The 17164-nt window shown below is 62.8% G+C and carries 17 protein-coding genes; 12 read left to right on the forward strand and 5 right to left on the reverse strand.

The genetic code is table 11. The annotated features are described in order from the left end of the window. Positions 1–268: 268 nt before the first annotated feature. Complete coding sequence (locus tag ACVILI_RS17440) at positions 269–859, forward strand: phosphatase PAP2 family protein (RefSeq protein ID WP_223217740.1); 591 nt, start codon at positions 269–271, stop codon at positions 857–859. Here the strand turns inward: ACVILI_RS17440 and ACVILI_RS17445 are convergent. Both ACVILI_RS17445 and ACVILI_RS17450 read right to left on the reverse strand, forming a co-directional pair. After that, entirely contained in the window at positions 856–1506 is a 651-nt protein-coding gene (locus tag ACVILI_RS17445; protein ID WP_038646392.1) for an FMN-binding negative transcriptional regulator, read from the reverse strand. The genes ACVILI_RS17440 and ACVILI_RS17445 overlap by 4 nt on opposite strands. Before the next feature lie 21 nt (positions 1507–1527). Next, complete coding sequence (locus tag ACVILI_RS17450; RefSeq protein WP_027046762.1) at positions 1528–2202, reverse strand: alpha/beta hydrolase; 675 nt, start codon at positions 2200–2202, stop codon at positions 1528–1530. Positions 2203–2442: 240 nt separating this feature from the next. On the opposite strand from ACVILI_RS17450, the gene ACVILI_RS17455 reads away from it, so the two are divergent. From ACVILI_RS17455 to ACVILI_RS17490, 8 genes are all read left to right on the forward strand, one after another. Beyond that, positions 2443–3606 carry a cysteine desulfurase family protein gene (locus ACVILI_RS17455; protein WP_038652561.1) on the forward strand — a complete coding sequence of 388 codons (1164 nt, stop codon included), beginning with the start codon at positions 2443–2445 and terminating at the stop codon, positions 3604–3606. Between the two features lie 188 nt (positions 3607–3794). Then, entirely contained in the window at positions 3795–5312 is a 1518-nt protein-coding gene (sufB, locus tag ACVILI_RS17460) for a Fe-S cluster assembly protein SufB (protein WP_019857752.1), read from the forward strand. A 27-nt stretch (positions 5313–5339) separates the two neighbouring features. Then, the gene (gene sufC, locus ACVILI_RS17465) at positions 5340–6095 is read left to right on the forward strand and encodes a Fe-S cluster assembly ATPase SufC (protein WP_038646395.1); all 756 of its coding nucleotides are present in this window, start codon (positions 5340–5342) and stop codon (positions 6093–6095) included. Positions 6096–6114: 19 nt separating this feature from the next. Further along, entirely contained in the window at positions 6115–7383 is a 1269-nt protein-coding gene (sufD, locus tag ACVILI_RS17470) for a Fe-S cluster assembly protein SufD (protein ID WP_051726781.1), read from the forward strand. A 4-nt stretch (positions 7384–7387) separates the two neighbouring features. Further along, complete coding sequence (locus ACVILI_RS17475) at positions 7388–8632, forward strand: cysteine desulfurase (RefSeq protein ID WP_038652564.1); 1245 nt, start codon at positions 7388–7390, stop codon at positions 8630–8632. 8 nt (positions 8633–8640) lie between these two features. Beyond that, positions 8641–9033 carry an SUF system Fe-S cluster assembly protein gene (locus ACVILI_RS17480; RefSeq protein WP_027046765.1) on the forward strand — a complete coding sequence of 131 codons (393 nt, stop codon included), beginning with the start codon at positions 8641–8643 and terminating at the stop codon, positions 9031–9033. Positions 9034–9135: 102 nt separating this feature from the next. Then, positions 9136–9516, forward strand: a complete 381-nt coding sequence (sufA, locus tag ACVILI_RS17485) for a Fe-S cluster assembly scaffold SufA (RefSeq protein ID WP_023810316.1) — start codon at positions 9136–9138, stop codon at positions 9514–9516. Between the two features lie 121 nt (positions 9517–9637). Next, the gene (locus ACVILI_RS17490; protein WP_038646400.1) at positions 9638–9994 is read left to right on the forward strand and encodes a hypothetical protein; all 357 of its coding nucleotides are present in this window, start codon (positions 9638–9640) and stop codon (positions 9992–9994) included. A gap of 16 nt (positions 9995–10010) precedes the next feature. Here ACVILI_RS17490 and ACVILI_RS17495 read toward each other — a convergent pair whose 3' ends face one another. After that, positions 10011–10508, reverse strand: coding sequence for a GFA family protein (locus tag ACVILI_RS17495; RefSeq protein WP_019857760.1), 498 nt, complete (start codon positions 10506–10508; stop codon positions 10011–10013). A gap of 89 nt (positions 10509–10597) precedes the next feature. Between ACVILI_RS17495 and ACVILI_RS17500 the strand changes: the two genes are divergently transcribed. After that, complete coding sequence (locus ACVILI_RS17500) at positions 10598–10921, forward strand: TfoX/Sxy family protein (RefSeq protein WP_010909072.1); 324 nt, start codon at positions 10598–10600, stop codon at positions 10919–10921. A 1-nt stretch (position 10922) separates the two neighbouring features. On the opposite strand, the gene ACVILI_RS17505 is transcribed toward ACVILI_RS17500, so the two are convergent. Next, entirely contained in the window at positions 10923–11840 is a 918-nt protein-coding gene (locus ACVILI_RS17505; protein WP_027046767.1) for a pseudouridine-5'-phosphate glycosidase, read from the reverse strand. 64 nt (positions 11841–11904) lie between these two features. Beyond that, positions 11905–12849, reverse strand: a complete 945-nt coding sequence (locus tag ACVILI_RS17510) for a carbohydrate kinase family protein (RefSeq protein WP_019857763.1) — start codon at positions 12847–12849, stop codon at positions 11905–11907. A 281-nt stretch (positions 12850–13130) separates the two neighbouring features. On the opposite strand from ACVILI_RS17510, the gene recA reads away from it, so the two are divergent. Continuing rightward, positions 13131–14228, forward strand: a complete 1098-nt coding sequence (gene recA, locus ACVILI_RS17515; RefSeq protein ID WP_010909075.1) for a recombinase RecA — start codon at positions 13131–13133, stop codon at positions 14226–14228. A 259-nt stretch (positions 14229–14487) separates the two neighbouring features. Beyond that, positions 14488–17154: an alanine--tRNA ligase gene (alaS, locus tag ACVILI_RS17520; RefSeq protein WP_038646402.1), complete on the forward strand. Its 2667-nt coding sequence runs from the start codon at positions 14488–14490 to the stop codon at positions 17152–17154. The last annotated feature ends 10 nt before the right edge of the window (positions 17155–17164 follow it).

The raw sequence follows: 17164 nt of genomic DNA on the forward strand, positions 1-17164 counted from the left end.
TGACGGCAACAATGGGGTCGAATTCCCAATGCTCGTAAAATCGCGCCCTACAGTTTCCGGTCGGCTCCTTGGGGTAGGGCGCCGATCCCTGAGCAATTTTCGCGACACCACGCAGATCGTCAGAAGGCGCTTTGCCGCTCGTCCCGCGCGCTACCCCAACATCGCATGGCCGGTCTGGCTCGTCGTTTGGGTGTTGCTGACGGCGGCGGCCTTTGTTCGCCTCGATACACCGGCAGGGATGGTCCACGGCCAATGGTCGGGAGCCGGGGTGGCTGAATTCCTGACCCAGTTCGCTCTCGGCGGCTGGTACCTGATCCCGTCGGCACTTTTGCTCGTTGGGGCCAATCTGACCGATTGGCGCAGCCTTTCACGGCGATCGCTGATGCTCGTCTACAACTGGACTTGCCTGGCTTTTCTGGTGCTGAGCGCCGTCGGCCTGTCGGGCCTGCTGGTCAATGTCCTGAAATATGCGATCGGCCGGGCCCGCCCGCTCTACTTCCAGGACTTTGGCGTGCTCGCCCTGCACCCCTTCGCCTTTGACGCGCGCTTCGCCGGTTTTCCATCCGGCCATGCCACGACGATGGGGGCGGTGTTCGGCGTTCTCCTGCTCTTGTTTCCGCGGCGTTGGTACATCGCGCTGGTGATCACCGCCTGCCTCGCCTCGACCAGGGTTTTCGTCGGCGCGCACTATCCGAGCGATACGGTGGCCGGCTTCGGCCTTGGCTGCACCTTCGCGCTGGCTTGCGGGCTGGTCTTTGCCCGGCTCGGCTTCATCTTCCGTCCGACGCCCTCAGGGTTGCCGGTCCGCAAGGCATCGTTCCGGCTGATTGCTCCGGAAAATAAGTCGTTGCCCGATTAATTGCTGTCCAGGCCGCCGTAGGACCTTACCAGGCGAGCCATGTCGGACGCGTCGGCGACTTCGCTTTCCAGCCCCTCCGCCACGCCGGCGCGATCGGCGACGGGGCGGTTCTGGCTGACCTTCCACTTGCCGTGGATCTCGCTGATCTCGATCTCCAGTCCGATGATGCCCTTGATCTGCGACTGGATGAAGGGCGGCGGCGCATCGGTCACCGCCCAGGGCGCCTCGCGGGCACCTTCCTGGGAAGCGGTCAGATCGCCGATCTGCCGCGCCAGCCACTCCTGGTCGTCGATTACCTTGGCCGCGCCGCGTACCTGCACGATGGCGTAGTTCCAGGTAGGCACCACCTTGCCGGTTTCGCGCTTGGTCTCGTACCAGGAAGGCGTCACATACGCGTCAGCGCCCTGGAAGACGATCAGCACGGGCGACGCCGGATTGTCGGCAATGAGGCGCCAGTGCGGGTTGGCCTTGGCCAGGTGAGCCCGCAGTCTCCCGTTCGGCGCCGCTGCGGCGTCGAGCAGGAAGGGAATGGCGTTGGCGACCGGGCCGTCAGGCCCGTTCGAGATCAGCATGCCGAGCGGATGCGCCCTGATCAGTCCATGCAGCACGTCGGGCCGCGTTTCCTGGAAATGGGGAGGCTCGTACATCGGTGCTGGCGCCTTTCCTGCTTATCTCAGCCGCTTGGGCCGCGGATCGGACAATTCGCCCGCCAGCCGGCGATCGAGATAGTCCGCGCATTCCTCGATCAAAAGATCGGCGTGGTTGGCGAAGAAGTGGTTGGCGCCGGGCAGGGTCTTCTGCGTGATGGTGATGCCCTTCTGCGTGTGCAGCTTGTCGACCAGGCCTTGCACATCCTTCGGCGGCGCCACCTTGTCGGCATCGCCATGGATGATCAGGCCCGATGACGGGCAAGGCGCCAGGAACGAGAAGTCATAGGTGTTGGGCTGCGGCGCGATCGATATGAAGCCCTCGATCTCCGGCCGGCGCATCAAAAGCTGCATGCCGATCCACGAGCCGAATGAATAGCCGGCGACCCAGCAGCTCTTGGAATCCGGGTGCAGCGACTGGACCCAGTCGAGTGCGGCGGCGGCATCCGACAATTCGCCGGTGCCGTGGTCGAATTCGCCCTGGCTGCGGCCGATGCCGCGGAAATTGAAGCGCAGCGTGGTGAAATCGCGCTTCTGGAACATATAGAAGAGGTCGTAGACGATCTTGTTGTTCATCGTGCCGCCGAACTGCGGATGGGGATGCAAGACGATGGCGATCGGCGCGCTCTTTTCCTTGGAGGGCTGGTAGCGTCCCTCCAGGCGGCCGGCCGGACCGGTGAAAATGACCTCAGGCATGAAATACTCCACTTGGGTAATACGAATGCGCGGCGCCCGGAACGAGTCTTCCTCTGGCCTTGACGCAGGGCGAGCGTCTTCTTAGAAGCTAGTTTAGAACTATTCAAAACTGAGTGACCAGACGTCGAGCCCGGCCACCCGCGCCGCAAGCCGCGTAAATAGGACGGCTCGCCTTGGAATTTCAAGGAAATAACGCCATACGACGACCGAATGGCTTCTGACGGGATCAACTGGACGAAAATGGCCGCAAAACGCGCGTATCTCGACTATAATGCCAGTGCGCCGCTGCTTCCAGCGGCACGCGAGGCTATGGTCGCGGCGCTTGACGTGGCGGCCAACCCGTCATCGGTCCATGCCGAAGGCCGCGCCGCGCGGCGCCTGATCGAGACGGCAAGGCGCGAGGTCGCTGCTCTGGTCAATGCCAGGCCCGAACATGTCGTTTTCACCTCGGGCGCGACGGAAGCCGCTTCGACTTTGCTGGCCCCTGAATGGCAGATGGGGCGCGGCAGCGTGCGCATGAGCCGGCTCTACGTCTGCGAGGCCGATCATCCCTGCCTGTTGAATGGCGGGCGCTTCCCGGCGGGGCAGGTGACGCGCATCGGCGTCGATGCCAACGGCATTGCCGACCTTGCGGCCTTGGCCGGGGCACTTGCAGGTCATAACAAGGCCGATGGCCTACCGCTGGTCGCGATCCATGGCGCCAACAACGAGACCGGCGTGATCCAGCCGATCGATCGCATCGCCGAAATCGTCAAGGCCGCTGGCGGCATTCTTGTCGTCGATGCCGTTCAGGCCGCAGGCCGCGTTTCCATCGACATGTCAGCGGGTTACGCCGATTATTTGATTCTGTCTTCGCACAAGATCGGCGGTCCCAAGGGCGTCGGCGCCATCGTCGCCGCCGCCGATCTGATGATGCCGAAGCCCCTGATCAATGGCGGCGGCCAGGAAAAGGGCCATCGCGGTGGCACGGAAAACCTCGCCGCCATATCAGGCTTTGGTGTCGCCGCGCGCGGAGCACTGGCCGGACTGCCGGCGATCGATGCGGTGCGCCAGCACCGCGACGAGATCGAAGCCATCGTGAAAATGCTGGTGCCAGACGCGGAAATCTTTGGAACCGACGCGCCAAGGCTTGCCAACACGACATTCTTCGCTATTGCGGGCATCAAGGCCGAAACCGCGCAGATCGCCTTCGATCTCGCCGGTGTGGCGCTGTCGGCCGGCTCCGCATGTTCGTCGGGCAAGGTCGGGCCGAGCCACGTGCTGAAAGCCATGGGCTATGGCGACAGTCTTGGCGCCTTGCGCGTGTCGATCGGTGCTGCGACGGGCGCCGAGGACATTGAATTGTTCCGAACCGCGCTGGCGGGAATTGCCCAGCGCCGGGCGGGCAGGGAACAGGCCGCCTGACGCGGTGAAAGGGAATTCAGGCTTCGCAGCCTGGTAGAGCCGTGCGTTTGCAAGTGGCCGGGTGAATTTCCGGTCGAAACGCACTATATGGAACTTACGCCACTTCCGGCGCCTCAGGGGGCTGCCGTTCGCGGTGCCATAGTTTGAAAACTGCCGGGCCTTGACCCCGGCGTGGATGGAGAACGCATATGCCTGCTGTGCAGGACACGATCGATCGGGTCCGAAAGATCGACGTCGACCAATACAAATACGGATTCCAGACCGAGATTGCTGTCGACAAGGCCCCCAAGGGCCTGAGCGAAGACATCATCCGTTTCATTTCGGCCAAGAAGGACGAACCGTCCTGGATGCTGGAATGGCGTCTGGAGGCCTATCGGCGCTGGCTGACGCTGGAAGAGCCGACCTGGGCGCGCGTCCACTATCCGAAGATCGATTTCCAGGACATCTACTACTATGCCGCGCCCAAGAGCACGCCCGGCCCGTCCTCGCTCAGCGATGTCGATCCGGAACTCTTGAAGGTCTACGAAAAGCTCGGCATTCCGCTGCGCGAGCAGGAGATCCTCGCCGGCGTGCAGAAGACCGACGCCTCGGAGCTCGAGGAGCCCAGCGACAACGTCTACAAATCCGGCCGCGTCGCCGTCGACGCGGTGTTCGATTCCGTCTCCGTCGTCACCACCTTCAAGAAGGAGCTGGCCCAGGCCGGCGTCATCTTCTGCTCGATCTCGGAAGCCATCCGCGAGCATCCGGAACTGGTGCAGAAATATCTCGGCTCGGTCGTGCCGACCTCCGACAATTTCTACGCCACGCTGAATTCGGCTGTGTTCACCGACGGCTCGTTCGTCTTCGTGCCCAAGGGTGTGCGCTGCCCGATGGAGCTGTCGACCTATTTCCGCATGAACGAGAAGAACACCGGCCAGTTCGAGCGCACGCTGATCATCGCCGAGGAGGGGGCTTACGTCTCTTATCTCGAAGGCTGCACTGCGCCGCAGCGCGACGAGAACCAGCTGCATGCCGCAGTCGTCGAACTGGTGGCGCTCGACGACGCCGAGATCAAATATTCGACCGTGCAGAACTGGTACCCCGGCGACGCCGAGGGCAAGGGCGGCATCTACAATTTCGTCACCAAGCGCGGCGACTGCCGTGGCGACCGCTCGAAGATTTCGTGGACGCAGGTTGAGACCGGTTCGGCGATCACGTGGAAGTACCCGAGCTGCATCCTGCGCGGCGACGACTCTTCCGGTGAGTTCTATTCGATCGCCGTTTCCAACGGTTATCAGCAGGTCGACTCGGGCACCAAGATGATCCATCTCGGCAAGAACACGTCGAGCCGCATCATCTCCAAGGGCATCGCCGCCGGCTTCTCGCAGAATACCTATCGCGGCCAGGTCTCGGCGCACCGCAAGGCGACCAACGCGCGCAATTTCACCAACTGCGACAGTCTGCTGATCGGCGACCAGTGCGGCGCGCATACCGTACCTTACATGGAAGCCAAGAACTCGACGGCGCAGTTCGAGCATGAGGCGACGACTTCGAAGATTTCCGAGGACCAGAAATTTTACGTCATGCAGCGCGGCATTCCCGAGGAGGAAGCCATCGCGCTGATCGTCAATGGCTTCGTCAAGGATGTCATCCAGCAACTGCCGATGGAGTTTGCCGTCGAGGCGCAGAAGCTGATCGGTATCTCGCTTGAGGGCTCGGTCGGCTGACCGGACAGATATTCAGGAAACAAAAGAATGCTTGAGATCAAGAACCTGCATGCCCGCATCGTCGATGACGGCACCGAAATCATCCGCGGCCTGAATCTGACGGTGAAAGCCGGCGAGGTCGCCGCGATCATGGGCCCGAACGGCTCGGGAAAATCGACGCTGTCCTATATCCTTGCCGGCCGCGAGGACTATGAAGTCACCGAAGGCGACATCCTCTACAACGGCCAGTCGATCCTCGAAATGGATCCGGCCGAGCGCGCCACGTCGGGCATTTTCCTAGCCTTCCAGTACCCGATGGAGATACCGGGCGTGGCGACCATGGAATTCCTGAAAGTGGCCATGAACGAGCAGCGCAAGGCGCGTGGCGAAGAGCCGCTGAAAATCCCCGAATTCCTCAAGCGGGTGAAGGAAGCCGCGGCCTCGCTCAGCATGGACATGGCGATGCTGAAGCGGCCGCTCAATGTCGGCTTCTCCGGCGGCGAGAAGAAGCGCGCCGAGATTTTGCAAATGAAGCTGCTGGAGCCGAAACTGTGCGTGCTCGACGAGACCGATTCCGGCCTCGACATCGACGCGCTGAAGATCGTTTCCGACGGCGTCAACGCGCTGCGGGCACCCGACCGGGCCTTCCTGGTCATCACCCACTACCAGCGCCTGCTCGAGCACATCGTGCCTGATAGCGTGCACGTGCTCTATAGAGGCCAGGTCATCAAGTCCGGCGACAAGTCGCTGGCGCTCGACCTCGAAGCCAATGGCTATGCCGGCGTGATCGGCGAAGCCGCGTGAGATGCCAGAGGCAAGACTGATGAATATGCACACACAACCGCAGCGGACACCGGCCGAGACAGCGTTGATCGACGCGTTCGGCGACCGGCTGTCGCTGCTGCCGGGCGACGGCGCGGTGATGCTGAAGCGCGACGACGCGATCGAAGCGATCAAGCACGGCCTGCCGACGCGGCGCGTCGAATCCTGGCACTACACAGATCTGCGCCGGCTGTTGAACGTGGTGCCGGACTTCGATCCAGCCGCCATGGCCAAGGCCATCGCGCCGATCGTCGAAGGCTCCGCCGTTCTGCCGGTCCTGAACGGCAAGTCCGACGCAAAGGTGCCGGCCATCGAGGGCGTTGCCGTCCAGTGCCTGTCGGAAAAGTTGATTGATGGCAGCATCGCGCCGGGGCTCGATCCCTATGGCAGCGACGATGCCATAGGCGCGCTGAACACCGCTTTCGTTGCCGATGGTTATTTTGTCGACATCGCCGATGGCACGGAACTTGAAATGCCGATCGAGCTGCAGAATGTGCAGGCCGGCGGCCAGACCCATGTGCGCCTGGCCGTTCGCGTCGGCGCCGGCGCCAAGGCCGTTATCGTCGAGCGTCAGGCGGGTGATGGCGCCGCGCTGGTCAGTTCCGTGAGCCAGCTCGTGCTTGGCGAGGGTGCCGAGGTGACATGGCTGATCGTCCAGGAGCAGCCGGACACGGCGACGCATCTGGCGCAGTTCAAGGCCCATATCGGCAAGAACGCGAAACTGACGCTTTTCGTGATGAACGCTGGCGGCAAGCTTGTGCGCCAGGAGGTCATGGTCAAGACGACGGGCGAAGGCGCTGATTTCAAGCTGCGCGGCATCAACCTTCTGGCCGGCGACACCCACTCCGACGTGACGATGGTGCTCGACCACGCCGTGCCGCATACGACCTCGACCGAGGTCATCCGCAACGTGGTGACGGGCAAGGCACGCGGCGTCTTCCAGGGCCGCATCAACGTCCACCAATATGCGCAGAAGACGAATGCCAAGATGGCCTGCAACACGCTGTTGTTGTCGGACGATGGCGAGTTCTCGACCAAGCCGGAGCTCGAAATCTTCGCCGACGACGTCGTCTGCGGCCACGGCGCGACGGTGACCGAAATCGACCACGACCATCTGTTCTACCTGATGGCGCGCGGTGTCGACGAGAAGTCGGCTCGCGGTCTGCTGGTCAAGGCCTTCGTGGCCGAGGTGATCGAGGAACTGGACGACGAGACGATCGTCGAGGCGCTGGAAGCGAGACTCGACGAATGGTTTGTGACGCACGGGTGAAATGATGAACGCTCCAGGCAAGATCGGAGATTTCTACGACGTCGAGGCGATCCGCCGCGACTTCCCGATCCTGTCGCGCGAAGTCTATGGCAAACCGTTGGTCTACCTCGACAATGGCGCGTCGGCGCAGAAGCCGCAGGTGGTGCTGGACACGATCCAGCATGCCTATTCCCAGGAATACGCCAACGTCCATCGCGGCCTGCATTTCCTGTCCAACGCAGCGACCGATGCCTATGAAAAGGCGCGCGAGACGGTGCGCCGCTTCCTCAACGCGTCGAGCACCGACAACATCGTCTTCACCTCCAACACGACCTCGGCGATCAACACCGTCGCCTATGGCTATGGCATGCCCAATATCGGCGAGGGCGACGAGATCGTGCTGTCGATCATGGAACACCACTCCAACATCGTTCCCTGGCATTTCATCCGCGAGCGGCAGGGCGCCAAGCTGGTCTGGGTGCCGGTCGACGATCTCGGCGTCTTCCACATTGAGGAGTTCGAGAAGCGGCTGACCGACCGCACCAAGCTAGTCGCCATCACGCAGATGTCGAATGCGCTGGGCACGGTGACGCCGATCAAGGAGATCGTGCGCATCGCGCACGCGCGTGGTATTCCCGTCCTTGTCGATGGCAGCCAGAGCGCCGTGCATATGCCGATCGACGTGCAGGATCTCGACTGCGACTTCTTCGTCTTCACCGGCCACAAGGTCTACGGTCCGTCTGGCATCGGCGTGCTCTACGGCAAGAAGGACATTCTCCAGGGCATGCGCCCCTTCATGGGCGGCGGGGAGATGATCGAGGAGGTGACGGAAGACATCGTTACCTACAACGAGCCGCCGCATCGCTTCGAGGCCGGCACGCCGCCGATCGTCCAGGCGATCGGGCTGGGTGCCGCCCTCGACTACATGGAAAAGATCGGCCGCGAACGGATCGCGGCGCACGAGGAAGACCTCAAGACCTACGCGCACGAGCGGCTGCGCGCCATCAACTCGCTGCGCATCTTCGGCGATGCGCCGGGCAAGGGCGCGATCATTTCCTTCGAACTGCAAGGCATTCATGCCCATGACGTGTCGATGGTGATAGACAGGCAGGGCGTGGCAGTGCGGGCCGGCACCCATTGTGCCCAGCCGCTGTTGAAACGCTTTGGTATAACCTCCACATGCAGGGCATCGTTCGGCATGTACAATACCAGGGCCGAAGTCGACGCTTTGGCCGAGGCGCTTGAAAAAGCGCGAAAGTTCTTTGGGTGATGACGACCATGGACGATGTGAGCACAACCGAAGAGACCGCGCCGGAAACGGCTGCAAATGGCATCGTATCGGCCTCGGCCATTCCCGCCGACGAACTGGCGCGGCTGACCGACGACATCGTGTCGGCGCTGAAGACGGTCTACGACCCGGAAATTCCGGCCGACATCTACGAGCTCGGCCTCGTCTACAAGATCGACATCGAGGACGACCGCTCGGTCAAGATCGACATGACGCTGACCGCGCCGGGTTGCCCGGTGGCCGGTGAAATGCCGGGCTGGGTCGAAAATGCCGTCGGCGCCGTCGAAGGCGTGTCCGGCGTCGAGGTCAACATGACCTTCGACCCGCCCTGGTCGCCCGACCGTATGTCGGAAGAAGCGCAGGTGGCGGTGGGGTGGTACTAGCGTCGAGCCTGGTACACTTGCGCCAGGGGTAAAACTTCACCATTTTAGGTGAGGAATCATTCGGCAGGCCTTTAACCTGCATGGAATGGAGAAGGAAAGAGAATGGGACGCTTCGCCGTCATCACGATGACCGAAAAGGCCGCAGACCGGGTGCGCGAGATCGTGGCTACCCGTGACAACGCGCACGGCATCCGCCTCGGCATCAAGAAGGGCGGCTGCGCCGGCATGGAATATACGGTCGACCTGGTGACCGAGCCCAACACCAAGGACGACCACATCGAGCGCGACGGCGCCCACGTCTATGTCGCGCCGGAGGCCGCGCTTTTCCTGTTCGGCACCGAGATGGATTTCGAGCAGACGACGTTGCGCACCGGCTTCACCTTCCGCAACCCGAACCAGAGTTCGGCCTGCGGCTGCGGCGAATCCGTCGAACTGAAGCCGGCCGATCTGAAGGCATTGGCGGAAGCACGCGCTTCGGCCTGAAGTACGATCAGAATCTGGTATAGCTGGATAAATCAAAAGCGCGCGTCGTGATTTACGCTAAATAGAGCGCTGTCGTCATAAATTCCCGCCGTCCAGTGTTTGATGGTTTCGGGGTCCCGCGATGAATAGCCATCTCCCTCCTTTGGTTCTCGCGTCAGTTCTCATTATTTTGTTTTCCTATTTCGCTTACTACCGGGTTTACTGGTACGTGAAAAATAACCTGCTTCTGCAGGTGAATTTGAGCGACTATCAGATACGGACGTCGCTCGATTTTTATGTATTCGGCAAGGGAATACCAAAAAAGATAAAGCTATTGTATATAGCGTGCCATTTATCCGGCATGGTTGTTGCAATTTTATTCGGACTTTGTGCGCTTGAGGTGCATAGGGGTGATATGATCATACTCTTCGGCTCTGTAACCATTGCCTTCCTGGCGTCTGCTGTTCGCGGGCTGTCAAAAATGATCAAAGCACAATAGGGTTTTGTCCTTCCCTCTAATCGACCCACATCCCCATCCGCTTGTGCCAGTCGGCGATCGATTCCTCGGGGTAGACATCGAACGTCTTGTCGCCCTTGCCGATATCGGGCTCGACCCAGTTCGCCTTGTATTTCAGCATCAGATGCACCTTTTGCGGCGGCTTCGGCAGGTCGCTGTCGATTGCCGAGGCGAAGGGGTGCACCAACTCCGGCCAGGTCGGGTCGTAAAGCCAGAGCGCCGACCCGCATTTGCGGCAGAAATTGCGCTCGCCCGTCGAGACCTCGCAATGCGGATGCTCGTCGTCCTCGATCTCGGCACGGTATACGCCAAGGCTCCTCTTGCCCCTGATGTTCAGCGTCTCATAGGCGGCGCCGAGATTGATGGCGAACCCGCCGCCGCCCTGCTGCTTGCGGCAGATCGAGCAGTAGCACAGCATGAACGGTACGGGCGTGTGGCTCTCCACCTCGAAACGCACCGCGTTGCAGCGGCAGGACCCCTTGAGCAGAAGCGGCATGACAAAAACTCCGATGGAATGGTCTTAACCTGTCAGCATGGTTCTGGTTGCGCGATGACAATGTCAAATGCCGGTGACATGATCGCGGCATGGACAATGAACGCATCGCCGAACTGTTCTCAGGGCTGGGCCCGGTCAGCATCCGCAGGTTGTTCGGCGGCAAGGGCATCTATTTCGACGGCGTCATCATCGCCATCGTGCTGCGCGGCGAGTTGCTGCTCAAGGCCGACGAGCAAAGCGCGCCCGATTTCGAAGCCGAGGGCTGCAAGCAATGGGCCTATACCGGCAAGCGCCACGGCAAGCTGGTCGCCATGCCCTATTGGAGCATTCCCGACAGCGCCTTTGACGATCCCGACGAGATGACGGTGTGGGCGCGCCGCGCCTATGAGGCAGGGCGGCGCGCAGGCAAGTGAACTACAGCGCCTTGGCGATCTCGGCAGCCAGCCGCGCATTGTTTTCGACCAGCGCGATATTAGTCTTGAGGCTGCGGCCGCCGGTCAACTCCAGGATTTTTCCCAGCAGGAACGGCGTCACCGCCTTGCCGGTCACGTTGAGCGCCTCGGCCGCCTTTTGCGCGGCGTCGATATAGCCCGCCATCTCTTCAGCAGGGATTTCGTGGTTTTCCGGCACCGGATTGGCGATCAACATGCCGCCACCCAAGCCCAGTGCCTGCCGCGTCCGGAAGAAATGCGCGATCTCTTCGGGCTTATAAAGGGTCAGCGGGGCGCGGAACGGCGACTGCCGCGACCAGAAGGCGGGCATGGTCTCGCAGCCATGGCCGACGACAGGCACGCCTCGCGTCTCCAGCACTTCCAGCGTCTTTTCGATGTCGAGGATCGCCTTGGCGCCGGCCGAGACGACGATGACCGGCGTGCGCGCCAATTCGTCGAGATCGGCGGAGATGTCGAAGCTCTTCTCGGCGCCCTTGTGCACGCCGCCAATGCCGCCGGTGGCGAACACTTTTATCCCGACCATTTCAGCCGCGATCATGGTGGCGGCGACTGTCGTGCCACCCGTGCGCCCTTGCGCGACGGCAAAGCCGAGGTCGGCGCGCGACAGCTTCATGGCGTCACCGGTCATGGCCAGCGATTCGCGCTCGCCGTCGGACAGGCCGATCTTGATGCGGCCGCCAACCACGGCGATCGTCGCCGGTATGGCGCCGCCGTCGCTGATGATCTTCTCGACATTGGCCGCCATGGCGCCATTGTCGGGGTAGGGCATGCCATGGGTGATGATGGTGCTTTCCAGCGCCACAACCGGGCGCCCGGCGGCCAGGGCTTGCGCCACCGGTGCGTGGATGTCGATGAAGGGGCGGGCGGTTTCGGGGCTCATCTGGATCTCCAACTCGCGGTGCGGCGCATGCCGGCAATACAGCGGCACTATGAATTTGCCGGTCTCATGCCACTTCCTGCGCGTCCGGCACAAGTGCCAGCGCTTCCGCGAAGCTTGCCGCGGTAAAATCAGGGATGGCGTCGGCGCTTTCGATGGCCAGCGTCGCCGCCGCGACGCCTTCGCGCAAGGCCTGGCGCAGCGGCAGGCCGCGCAGCAAGGCTGCCACCGTCGCACCCGCCAGCGCGTCGCCGGCGCCGGTGACGTCGGCGACTTTTCTGGGGGCAGGCGGTTGGATCGAAAAAGCGCCTGTCTCGTCGAAACCCAGCACCGGCGCGCTGCCTGCCGTCACGACGCCGCTGGCAAGGCCGCTGCATCGCAAACCGTCGACGACGTCTCGCTCGGCGGCATTTGCATTGACGCCGGCCAGCGCGACGGCCTCGCGCCGGTTCATGAAGACCAGTGCCAGCGCGCCGAGCACCGGTATCAGCCGCACGACCTTGGCCGGCGAAATGGCAATGGCATAGACCGGCTTGCCGGCGGCAAGCGAAACCAGCCGCTCCAGTGCCGAAGACGGCAGATTGGCATCGCACAGTATGGCATCGGCGGCTGCGATCGCCTCGCGGACCTTGGAGCGCCTCATCTGCTTGGGAAACGCCAGATCGTACAGCGCCATGTCGGCGAAGCCGACGATCAACTCGCCCTCGCGATCGATCAGCGCCGTATAGCTCGGCGTCGTGCGGTCGAGGAAGACCGCCGACAGGTCTGCGATGCCTGCCTCGGCGATGGCTCGCGAAATGGTGTCGGCCCCGGCATCGCCGCCGCGCATCGACATCAGCGAGCCCGATACGCCGCGCCGCACCGTGCTGCGCAGCGCGTTGAACACGCCGCCGCCGACATCCTCGCGCATCGTGCCGGGATTGGACGCGGCCGGCACGTAGGCGCCGGACACCTGGCCACGCCGGTCGATATGGGCGCCGCCCACGGCCAGTATCTCTATGGATTTCACCATGCTGGCGATATGCCCTTTGTTATTGCGACTGCACAAGCGCTAGACTGCGCCGCAGACCTTCGCCAGCAAGATGGCGATTCGGCGGATCGATACAATCGAACAGTCTGGCCCAATGTGGGGCGCGTTCCTGTTCGATCTCTTGGTACGAAAAAAGAACAAATCCGGATATGACTTGTTTTTCAGATATTTGATCCCTCTTGCCAAACGAGAACAAAAAAGGTACAAAATGGCAGGGATTACGGATTGTCCGGCCTTCATTGACGACCAAGGGGTGATGTATCATGGCTCAGAATTCTTTGCGGCTTGTAGAGGATAAGGCAGTGGACAAATCAAAGGCTCTGGATGCGGCGCTGTCGCAAATCGAGCGGGCTTTCGGCAAGGGCTCGATCATGCGGCTCGGCGCGAACGAGCAGGTCGTCGAGATCGAAACGGTGCCGACCGGCTCGCTCGGCCTCGACATCGCGCTCGGCGTCGGTGGCCTGCCGCGCGGCCGCATCATCGAGATCTACGGGCCGGAAAGCTCGGGCAAGACGACGCTGGCGCTGCACACGGTGGCCGAAGCCCAGAAGAAGGGCGGCATCTGCGCCTTCGTCGACGCCGAACACGCGCTCGACCCGGTCTATGCCCGCAAGCTCGGCGTCGATCTTGAAAACCTGCTGATCTCGCAGCCCGACACCGGCGAGCAGGCGCTGGAGATCTGCGACACGCTGGTGCGTTCCGGCGCCATCGACGTGCTGGTGGTCGATTCGGTTGCGGCACTGACGCCGCGCGCCGAAATCGAGGGCGAGATGGGCGATTCGCTGCCCGGCCTGCAGGCCCGCCTGATGAGCCAGGCGCTGCGCAAGCTGACCGCCTCGATCTCGCGATCCAACACCATGGTCATCTTCATCAATCAGATCCGCATGAAGATCGGCGTCATGTTCGGTTCGCCCGAGACCACGACCGGCGGCAACGCGCTGAAATTCTACGCGTCGGTGCGCCTCGACATTCGACGCATCGGCTCGGTCAAGGACCGCGACGAGGTCGTCGGCAACCAGACCCGCGTCAAGGTGGTCAAGAACAAGCTGGCGCCGCCCTTCAAGGTGGTAGAGTTCGACATCATGTATGGCGAGGGCGTGTCCAAGACCGGCGAGCTGGTTGATCTCGGCGTCAAGGCCGGCGTGGTCGAGAAGTCCGGCGCCTGGTTCTCCTACAATTCGCAACGCCTCGGCCAGGGCCGCGAAAATGCAAAACTGTTCCTGCGCGACAATCCCGATACGGCACGCGAGATCGAACTGGCGCTCAGGCAGAATGCCGGGCTGATCGCCGAAAAGTTCCTCGAAAATGGCGGGTCTGAAGGCGGCGACGACGGTTTTGAGGACGAAGCCGGCGCGATGTAGGGCAACGGACAGAGTTCGGCCATAAAGTCGGCCTATGACCTGATGCTTAAGTAATCGAGTTCTTTAGTACCGCGTCCAAAACCGCCGGCCTTCGCGCCGGCGGTTTTCGTTTTTGGGGCCAATAGACTCCCAGGATTGGCCCAGTTCCGTGTTTCTGGACAGGCTGGAGCGTGCCCGCTAAAAGGCCAAGTCTATTTCTGGAAAGCAGACACCAGTTTCCGCCGGCCGCGCCGGCGGTTTTCGCGAAAAGGCAGCAGTCATGAGTGGCGTGAACGAGATCCGGTCGACCTTTCTCGACTATTTCCGCAAGGAGGGCCACGAGGTCGTGGCCTCGAGCCCGCTCGTGCCGCGCAACGATCCGACATTGATGTTCACCAATGCCGGCATGGTGCAGTTCAAGAACGTCTTCACCGGTCTGGAGAAGCGGTCCTATTCGCGCGCCACCACCGCCCAGAAGAGCGTTCGCGCCGGCGGCAAGCACAACGACCTCGACAATGTCGGCTACACCGCGCGCCACCTGACCTTCTTCGAAATGCTCGGCAATTTCTCCTTCGGCGATTACTTCAAGGAGCGTGCCATCGAGCTTGCCTGGAACCTGATCACCAAGGAGTTCGGGCTGAAGAAGGACAAGCTGCTGGTCACTGTCTATCACACCGACGATGAGGCGGCCGGCTTCTGGAAGAAGATCGCCGGCTTCTCGGATGATCGCATCATCCGCATCGCGACCTCGGATAATTTCTGGGCGATGGGCGACACCGGTCCCTGCGGGCCGTGCTCGGAAATCTTCATCGATCGCGGCGAGCACATCTGGGGCGGTCCTCCCGGCAGCCCCGAAGAGGATGGTGATCGCTTCCTCGAATTCTGGAACCTGGTGTTCATGCAATATGAACAGGTGACGAAGGAGGAGCGCATCGACCTGCCGCGCCCGTCGATCGACACCGGCATGGGGCTGGAGCGCATGGCCTCCATCCTGCAGGGCGTGGAAAGCGTTTTCGAAACCGACCTGTTCCGGCATTTGATCGATGCGGCGTCCTCCGCGCTCGGGCGCGCGCCTGATGCGGAAACGGTGGCCTCCTACCGCGTCATTGCCGATCATTTGCGCTCGTCGTCCTTCCTGGTCGCCGACGGCGTGCTGCCTTCGAACGAAGGCCGCGGCTATGTGCTGCGCCGCATCATGCGCCGCGCCATGCGCCACGCGCAGCTGCTCGGCGCGAACGAACCGCTGATGTGGAAGCTGGTGCCGGCTCTGGTGCGCGAGATGGGCCAGGCCTATCCCGAGCTGCTGCGCGGCGAACAGCTGATCACCGAGACGCTGAAGCTCGAGGAGACGCGCTTCCGCAAGACGCTGGTGCGCGGCCTCGGCCTGCTCTCCGAGGCGACGGAAACGCTGCATGCCGGCGACATGTTGGATGGCGAGACGGCTTTCAAGCTTTATGACACCTACGGTTTCCCGCTTGACCTGACGCAGGACGCGCTGCGCCAGCGCAACATCTCGGTCGATCTTGCCGGCTTCACCAATGCGATGGAGCAGCAGAAGGCCGAGGCGCGCAAGCATTGGACCGGGTCTGGCGAGGCCGCCACTGAGACGGTGTGGTTCTCCGTGCGCGAACAGACCGGCGCCACCGAATTCCTCGGTTACGAGACCGAGCAGGCGGAAGGCCTGATCCAGGCGCTGGTCAAGGACGGCAAGACCGTCGACAGCGCCGGAAAGGGCGATGCCGTTGCGGTGGTCGTCAACCAGACGCCTTTCTATGGCGAGTCCGGCGGCCAGATGGGCGACACCGGCATCATCTCCGGCGAAGAGTTCTCGATCGAGATCGCGGACACGCAGAAGAAGGCCGACGGGCTGTTCGTGCATCTGGGCAAGGTGGCGAGCGGCACGGTCAGGACCGGCGCCGCCGTCGAGCTCAAAGTCGACCATGCGCGCCGCACCAGGCTGCGGGCGAACCACTCCGCCACGCACCTGATCCACGAGGCGCTGCGCGAGGTGCTGGGCACTCATGTCGCGCAGAAGGGCTCGCTGGTCGCGCCCGAGCGTCTGCGCTTCGACATCTCGCACAACAAGCCGATCTCGGCCGAGGAACTCGAAGAGGTCGAGCGCATGGCCAACGAAATCGTCGTGCAGAACGGCCCGGTGACCACGCGCCTGATGTCGGTCGACGACGCGATTGCGGAAGGCGCCATGGCGCTGTTCGGCGAGAAGTATGGCGACGAGGTACGCGTCGTGTCGATGGGCACGGGCCTGCACGGCGCCAAGGCCAACCGGCCCTATTCGGTCGAACTCTGCGGCGGCACGCATGTCAGGGCGACCGGCGATATCGGCCTGGTCCGCGTCGTCTCCGACAGCGCGGTCGCCGCCGGCGTGCGCCGTATTGAGGCGCTGACCGGCGAGGCGGCCAGAAAACATCTCGACGAGCAGGATCGGCGTCTGAAGGCGGCGGCAGCCGTGCTGAAAATCTCGCCCGCCGACGTGCCGGCCCGCGTCGAGGCTTTGCTCGAAGAGCGCAAGAAGCTCGAGAAGGACCTGACCGAAGCGCGCAAGAAACTGGCGCTGGGCGGCGGCGCCGCGGCGGGTGCACCCTCGGAGAACGAGACGGTCGCGGGCGTTGGCTTCCTCGGCAAGGCGGTCTCCGGCGTCTCGCCGAAGGATCTGAAGCCGCTGGCCGATGCCGGCAAGACCTCGCTCGGCTCCGGCGTCGTCGTCTTTGTCGGTGCCGGCGAGGACAACAAGGCAAGCGTCGTCGTCGCCGTTACCGACGACCTCGTCGGCCGCTTCAGCGCCGTCGACCTGGTGCGCGTCGCCTCCGCCGCCTTGGGCGGGCAGGGCGGTGGCGGGCGGCCCGACATGGCCCAGGCCGGCGGCCCGGATGCCTCGAAGGCCAATGATGCGATCGCGGCTGTGAAGGCGGCGCTCGAAGCCGCCTGAAAGCCATGAC

It is taken from the genome of Mesorhizobium sp. USDA 4775 (assembly GCF_054062655.1).